The sequence below is a fragment of the Rhizobacter sp. genome, assembly GCA_021153565.1.
GTDB lineage: Bacteria > Pseudomonadota > Gammaproteobacteria > Burkholderiales > Burkholderiaceae_C > Albitalea.
On record JAJKJU010000033.1, the window covers coordinates 1 to 7,099 of the forward strand.

6 protein-coding genes are annotated in these 7,099 nt (G+C 61.7%); 4 read left to right on the forward strand and 2 right to left on the reverse strand.

The window, feature by feature from the left end:
• The first annotated feature begins 212 nt into the window (after positions 1 to 212).
• Complete coding sequence (locus AC30NL_RS02445) at positions 213 to 1,043, forward strand: DUF2145 domain-containing protein (protein ID WP_489462423.1); 831 nt, start codon at positions 213 to 215, stop codon at positions 1,041 to 1,043.
• Positions 1,044 to 1,065: 22 nt separating this feature from the next.
• A complete protein-coding gene (locus AC30NL_RS02450; RefSeq protein WP_489462424.1) occupies positions 1,066 to 1,977 on the forward strand; it encodes an amino acid ABC transporter substrate-binding protein in 912 nt (303 codons plus the stop codon).
• A 187-nt stretch (positions 1,978 to 2,164) separates the two neighbouring features.
• On the opposite strand, the gene AC30NL_RS02455 is transcribed toward AC30NL_RS02450, so the two are convergent.
• Together AC30NL_RS02455 and AC30NL_RS02460 are read right to left on the reverse strand one after the other, a co-directional pair.
• The gene (locus AC30NL_RS02455; RefSeq protein ID WP_489462425.1) at positions 2,165 to 3,508 is read right to left on the reverse strand and encodes a sigma-54-dependent transcriptional regulator; all 1,344 of its coding nucleotides are present in this window, start codon (positions 3,506 to 3,508) and stop codon (positions 2,165 to 2,167) included.
• Complete coding sequence (locus AC30NL_RS02460; RefSeq protein ID WP_489462426.1) at positions 3,501 to 5,375, reverse strand: sensor histidine kinase; 1,875 nt, start codon at positions 5,373 to 5,375, stop codon at positions 3,501 to 3,503. The genes AC30NL_RS02455 and AC30NL_RS02460 overlap by 8 nt, the downstream gene beginning before the upstream one ends.
• Before the next feature lie 257 nt (positions 5,376 to 5,632).
• On the opposite strand from AC30NL_RS02460, the gene AC30NL_RS02465 reads away from it, so the two are divergent.
• The gene (locus AC30NL_RS02465) at positions 5,633 to 6,172 is read left to right on the forward strand and encodes an Lrp/AsnC ligand binding domain-containing protein (RefSeq protein ID WP_489462428.1); all 540 of its coding nucleotides are present in this window, start codon (positions 5,633 to 5,635) and stop codon (positions 6,170 to 6,172) included.
• A 71-nt stretch (positions 6,173 to 6,243) separates the two neighbouring features.
• Positions 6,244 to 6,714, forward strand: coding sequence for an Lrp/AsnC ligand binding domain-containing protein (locus AC30NL_RS02470; protein ID WP_489462427.1), 471 nt, complete (start codon positions 6,244 to 6,246; stop codon positions 6,712 to 6,714).
• The last annotated feature ends 385 nt before the right edge of the window (positions 6,715 to 7,099 follow it).

The window sequence follows — 7,099 nt, forward strand, 5'->3', positions numbered from 1 at the left end:
ACGCCAAAAGACCCCTGCTCGTCGTTGCAAATGCTCGCCATAGCCCGCTATGGCTGCGCTTTGCGCCTAGATCAGGTGCCTTTTGGCGTGCTGCTCGGACACGGTCGAAATACTCTCAGCCTCTGAGCCGACGGGCGGGGCTGCACCTCGCAAGATTTCTACTGCTGATGCTGTGGTGCGGCATGCCGTGGAGCGTGTGCCACGCCAGTGCGATGCGCTTCTGTGATCAGCAAACGCAGTACAGCGCCGATCAGCAGGACAAGCTCTTTCGCTTTGGCGCCATCATCAAGGCCGAGCTTGAAAAGTCCGGCCAGAGCACAGTACTCATCGCGCGCTCAGGTCTGGACCTGAGCCGCTTCGGCGTGCGCTATTCACATGCAGGCATCAGCACAAAGGCCAGCCAGAATGCGCCATGGTCGGTGCGGCAGCTCTACTACGCCTGCGACGAGAAGAAGCCGCGAATTTTCGACCAGGGCATGTCCGGCTTCGTGCTCGGCACCAACGACCCTTCCACGGGTTATGTTTCGATCGTCTTCCTTCCGCCCTCCGAAGCTGCGGAGTTGGAACGAGTCGCACTGGACAACCGACAGGCATTGCAACTGCTCAGCGCCGCGTACAGCGCCAATGCTTACCCGTTCAGCGTGCGCTACCAGAACTGCAATCAATGGGTGATGGAGATGCTTGCCGCCGCCTGGGGCCACCTGGACATTGCAGATGACTTGCGCACTCGTGCCCAGGCCTGGCTGAAGGACCACGGCTACATGCCCAGCGTGTTCGACGTGGGCTTTCCACCGCTGATGTGGCTGGGCGCCTTCATCCCGTGGATCCATGGTGACGATCATCCGAGCGACGACACGGCCCATGCGCTTTATCGCGTCAGCATGCCGGCCTCCATAGAGGCCTTCGTTCAGCGCTCGGTTCCCAATGCCACGAGAATGGAGTTCTGCCACACCGACCGCCGGGTCGTGGTTCGGCGCGGATGGGACCCAATCGCAGAAGGTTGCCAGCCCGCAGAGCAGGACACCGTGATTGCACTTGAATAGCATGCAACGAACCTACAGACCATTGACTATCTGCCGCAGCGTCGTCGGCTTCTGCGCGGCATGCTTCTTTTTCCTCATGCAAGACGGCGCGATCGCCGCGGCAAACAACACCCTTGAAAAGATTCGCGAAACCGGCGTCATCGTCCTCGGCTATCGCATCGGATCGTCTCCCTTCTCGTTCCTCGATGCCACGCTGAAGCCGGTGGGCTATTCAATGGACTTGTGCGCACGCGTGGTCGACAACATTCGGGAGACCCTGCAGTTGCGCGACCTCAAGGTAAAGCTGGTCGCGGTCACCTCCGTCACGCGCATTCCGCTCGTGGCCAATGGCACTGTCGATCTCGAATGCGGAGTCACGACGAACACCGCGGAACGACACAAGAGCGCATCATTCGCGCTCACCACCTTTGTCGCGCAGACTCGCCTGCTGTCGAAGAAATCGGCCGGCATCAGGTCTCTCGAAGACCTCCGCGGGCAGGCAGTGGTATCGACGGTCGGCACCACCAGCATCCAGTACCTGAACGAGGTCAACGCCACGCGCAAGCTCGGCATGCGCATTCTTGCCGGCAAGGAAGACGTCGATTCGTTTCTCATGGTGCAGACCGATCGCGCGGTGGCTTACGCGATGGACGATGTACTCCTCTACAGCCTCGTCGCGAAGGCGGCCGATCCGCAATCCTTTTCGATTTCAGACAGGACGTTGACGGTCGAGCCTTACGGCATCGCCCTGCCCAAGGATGACCCAGCCTTCAAGAGGCTTGTCGACGGCGTTATCGTCGGCCTGTTTCGAAGCGGAGAAATCTACGCCATCTACAAGCACTGGTTCGAGTCCCCCATTCCCCCATATGGCAGGAATCTTCGCCTGCCGATGAGCAAGGCGCTGCAGCAGGTCATTGCCAAGCCCACCGACTCGAGTGACCCGAAGGACTACTGAGAGGCTGAGAGTCTTTCGATCATGCCCGCTCATCACGCCAGAAGCCGCCTGCTCGTCGTTGCAAATGCTCGCCATGGCGCGAGCTATGGCTGCGCTTTGCGCCTAGATCAGACGCCTTCTGGCGCGCTGCTCGGGCACGCTCGAAAAACTCTCAGCCTCTGAGTAGAAGAAACAACCCACGCCACGACTAGCGGAAGTCCTTGATAACAATGTTGTGCCGCCGCAATTTTTCGTAGAGTGTCTTCTTGCCAATGCCCAAGGCCTCCACCGCCGCCAAGGGCGATCCGTTGTGCTGCTTCAACGCCTGCTCGATCAAGGCCTTTTCGACCACGTCCATTTGCTGAGTCAGGGTCGCAGGCCCTATTGGCACAGCAACCGTTCCGGGGCCACTGACGGCTGCAACGTTCAGCACGAAACGGTCGGCTGCATTTCTGATCTCACGCACATTGCCGGGCCAGTCGTGCGCCATCAGGTCGCACATGTGGTCACTGTTCAGGGGCGGCGGCTCGCGGTCATATTTCTTCGCCGCCTGCGCGACGAAATGCTCGAAGAGGATGGGCACGTCTTCCTTGCGGTCCCGCAACGGCGGCAACTCGAGCACCGCCACGTCGATGCGGTAGTACAAGTCCATCCGAAACTTCTGCTGTCGGCTCAGCTCGAGCAGGTCGGCCTTGGTGGCGGCGATCACCCTCACATCCACCTGCCGCTCCTCGTTGGAACCCAGCCGCTCGATCTTGCGCTCCTGCAGGACGCGCAAGAGCTTCACTTGGAATGACAGCGGCATGCTCTCGATCTCGTCGAGCAGAAGGGTGCCACCATTGGCATGTTCGATCTTGCCGATGCGGCGCTTGTTGGCAGAGGTGAAGGCGCCCGCCTCGTGACCGAAAAGCTCGCTTTCGAGCAAGGTGTCGGGCAAGCCGCCGCAGTTGATGGCGACGAAGTTGCGGTCGCGCCGCTTGCTGTGGTCGTGCAGGCAGCGCGCCACCAGTTCCTTGCCGCTGCCCGTCTCCCCGAGGATCATCACGTCGGCCGACGTCCCCGCAAGCATCAGGATCTGCTCTCGTACACGCTGCATCGCTGGCGAGCTGCCGAGAAGCGCGGCCTCGATGCCGGTCTTTTCATGCAGTTGGCTGCGAAGCGCCTCGACGGCCACGCGCAGCATGCGTTTTTCCATCGCTCGAATCGCCGTCTCGACAAAGCGCTCCGGCGTGAACGGCTTCTCGATGAAGTCATAGGCACCTGCGCGCATCGCCGCCACGGCCATCTCGACATCGCCGTGCCCCGTGATCAAGATGACCGGAATGTCGGAGTCGAGGCGGCAGACTTCCGTCAGCAAGGTCAGGCCATCCATGCCTGGCAGGCGCACGTCGCTGATGACGATTCCCTGCCACGCCGGCGTCAATTGGCGCAGCGCCTCTTCGGCCGACCCGACGGCGCACACATCGAGGCCGGCCAGTTCCAAAGTCTGCGCCAGGCTGCTGCGAACCGGTGGATCATCTTCGATGAAGAGAACCTTGAACCCCTCAAACATTGCCCGCCCCTTTCGGTATCGGCAGATCGAACTCGAAAAACAATGCGGATTCTGCCTTTCCCACGCGGAGCTTGCCTCCGAACTCACGCACGATGCTCGACGAGATGACAAGTCCGAGGCCAAGGCCCTCGCCTGCCGGCTTGGTGGAGAAGAAGGGCTCAAACATGCGCGCCATCACCGCGTCCGGCACCTCAGGCCCCGTATCTGCTACGCGCAGACAAAGGCGGTCACCGCAAAGGTGTGCGCTGATGCTCAGCACCCGCACCTCGGCGCCGGCCATCGCATCGATGGCGTTGGTCGCGAGGTTAATCAACACCTGTTCGAGTCGATTGAGGTCGCAGAGCACCCGCAGGTCTTCAGCCACGTCCACCTTCACTTGAACCTGCTCGGCCGTTGTTCGGTGCTCCAGCAGAACGCACACGTTCGCGATGGCGGCGCGCGGCGACACCGCCGAGTGCAACACGTGGGTTTTTCGCGCAAAGGACTTGAGCTGCGCAGTGATGCGCCCCATGCGGGCGGCGACATCTCCGATGGCCTTGAGGTTGTCGACCGCTTCAGGAATACGGCCCTTGTTCAGCAACAGAGCGGTGTTCGTCGACAGTGCCCTCAGCGCAGTGAGCGGCTGGTTGATCTCGTGCGCCACGCCCACCGACATCTGGCCCAGCACCGCAAGCTTGCCGGCCTGAAGAAGCTCTTCCTCGGCCCGCTGCCGCTCCTGCATTTCTCCGATCAGCGTGTCGTTCGCGGCACGCAACTCGCTGGTGCGTTGCACCACGGCGGCCTCCAGAGTGTCATTGGCCTGTTGCAAAGCATTGCGCGCGTCGAACAACTGCCTCATCGCGCGCCGGCGCTGCAAGAGATACAGCGCGAGCAGGCAGAAGAAGCCCGCAATGGCGCCCCCGCTCCAGGCGGCAAAAACGGCATCGTTCGCCACCTCGGAGAGATCGGACACGATCATGAACCGCCAACCGAATTGAGACAAAGGGCGCTCTTGCGCGGAACGCGGCGTGGCCTTCGGCTCGCCTTTCGATTCAGGCAGCTGCACCATGGATACGCCGCGGTCAAGCACCTTCAATACCTTCATGCCCAGAGGTTCAATGGTCTGCGGTGGATACTGGCCGGACGCTTCCAGGACCTGCCGTTCAGCCGGCGTCAGTAAAGAGATCGTCCTGTACTTCCATTGCGGAACCGACGTCATGATCACGACGCCGTTATCGTCGATCACCAGGATTTCTTCGCTTTGGGAGCGCAGGCTCATGGCGACCCAGGTGGCCTCCAAAGGGTCCAGGCTGATCTGCACCCCGATCAGCCCGAGAAACCTGCCTTCGCGCTCGACGCGCTGAGCAAAGTAGTAGTCCGCCATGCCGGTGAACGGGTCTGCCGCGAAGAATCCGGTCTTGCCGTCTCGCAAAGCCTGCGCGAGGAAAAGAGGCATCGTTCGCACCTCGGCGGAGGCATCGCCACGGTAGGCGTCGCTGGATGCGAGCACCGCGCCGCGCGGGTCTACCAGGAAGATCGCCATCGAGCTTGCCATGACATTGAAGCTCGCGAGCTTTCGATTGGCTGCGGCACGAGCCTGCGGCCGGCGGTCGCCTTCAAACAGCGATTGGATGTCGCGGTCAACCTCGAGCAAGCCAGGCAGGTCGGCGTAGCGAGCGAGTTCGCTTTCGAGCGTCGACGCATAGAGATCGAGCTGGTGGATTGCCATATCGTCGATTTGCGCCATCCCGCTGCGCAGGCTCGCACTGTAGGTGCCGAACGCGGCCCCGAGAACAGACAAGAGCATGACGATGCCCAGGGCCAGCGGCCCGATGAATCGGCGCCAGCGGCCTTTGTGTTCCTGCGATTCCCCGTCGACTGCTTGCATAGACCGCGCAGTATGCCGGCCTGGCGTCATGCGATGCCACATGCCGTAGCCTCCCTGCGAAAGCCTGGCCACGAAGGCCTCAGAGGCTGGGAGCCTCTCGGTGTGGAAACGCGCACTCACCACGAAGTCCGAGTTTCCATTTCCACACCAAATTACGCCGACGCGACAGAGTCTGGCGTGTCGAGCCTTGACAAATCAAGGCTCTAGCTCAAACGGCACCCTTGGCACGGCATCTGCTGTGCGCCCCGGCCATGAGCATTCCATTCGCAAACATCGGCCCCAGCACCCCGGCGCCGCGTCGCGCACGCAATACCGTCGCCATTGATGGCGACCCAGGGCCCGAACTGGACCGCATCGATCACAAGATCCTTCGGATCCTCCAGGCCGATGGGCGGATTTCCAACCTGGCCTTGGCGGAAGCTGTGCATCTCTCTCCAAATGCGGTGTTTGAACGCGTCAAGCGCATGACACGGGACGGCGTGATTCTTGGCTACGAAGCACGCCTGAATCCTGCCAAGCTCGGTATCGGCATGCTGGTCTTTGTCGAAGTGGTGCTCGACCGCACAGCCAACGATGTGCTTGAGACCTTCAAGGCGGCAGTGCAGTCACAGCCCGACATCCTGGAATGTCACCTGGTCGCAGGTGGCTTCGACTACCTCCTCAAGACCCGCGTATCCGACATGACCCAATACCGCGACGTGGTGGGCGCCGTCATCTGGTCCCTGCCGGGCGTTCGCGAGACGCGCACCTACGCGGTCATGGAAGAAGTAAAAAGCTCCACTGCGATACCACTTTGAGACGGCTCCACAGTGCCCGCAGGCCTGCAGCCGACGCGGCGACGGACGACAAATCGTCGCAGCCGTGTCGCATGGGCCGCGATGGCCGAAACGCTGTCGCAGCGGTGTCGCTCGATGAGGTCGACACGAAAATGCTCCACGAGTTGAAGCACGATGGCCGGATCTCCATCACGAGGCTTGCGGAACGTGTCGGGCAGTCAAGGGCCGCCACCAGCGAACGCCTCAGCCGCCTCGTTCATGATGGCGTCATCCTCGGCTACTCGGCCGTGATCAACGCGACGAACAGCTCCTGCGGACTCATGATCCTGACGCGGATCTGCCTGGAGCGCTCTGATGCATCGGCGTCCGACGCATTCAAGGCGGCGGCGATGTCCCGGCCCGAGATCGTTGAGTGCCATGAGGTCGACGGCGATTTCCACTACCTGCTCAAGACACGCGTCCCTGACATGGCGCGTTATCGTGGGGTGCTGGCCGCCCTGCCCCACATCAGGGAGTCGAGAAGCTTCACGGTGATCGACGAAGTGAAGGCGCGCGTGCGGTAAGGGCGCTACGCGTACCGTGGCCGACATAGCCATTCGCTGTGATCAACTTAGGATTTGGCCCGGAATAAGTTGCCGTTTTGGGGGCGCTGAGCGGGATGCGATGCAAGGCGCTCCGAGCGCCGTGTGGCGAGCCACACAAGTGAGGAGCAACGCCGCAGCGCGCCCCGCCCAGCGCCCCCAAAACGGGAAATTGTTTCGGGCCAAATCCGTGCGGCGGGACTTGCACCCGCAAGGGGGCGCCCATCCCTGTCAAAGTCGGGCCCATGCTGGGCGCACAAAAAAGAAGGGTTCGTTCGGACTATTTGTGGGCCGCGGCGGTGTTCGCCACATCGCCGAACGTCCGATCCTTGAGCAAGAAGCCATTGAGGGCGCGGAGGTAACGGCA

Bases quoted from the DNA above. Each gene is read 5' to 3' on its own strand.
- AC30NL_RS02455 (WP_489462425.1), bottom strand. From the start codon at position 3,508: ATGTTTGAGGGGTTCAAGGTTCTCTTCATCGAAGATGATCCACCGGTT.
- AC30NL_RS02470 (WP_489462427.1), top strand. From the start codon at position 6,244: ATGGGCCGCGATGGCCGAAACGCTGTCGCAGCGGTGTCGCTCGATGAG.
- AC30NL_RS02445 (WP_489462423.1), top strand. From the start codon at position 213: ATGCGCTTCTGTGATCAGCAAACGCAGTACAGCGCCGATCAGCAGGAC.
- AC30NL_RS02460 (WP_489462426.1), bottom strand. From the start codon at position 5,375: ATGCAAGCAGTCGACGGGGAATCGCAGGAACACAAAGGCCGCTGGCGC.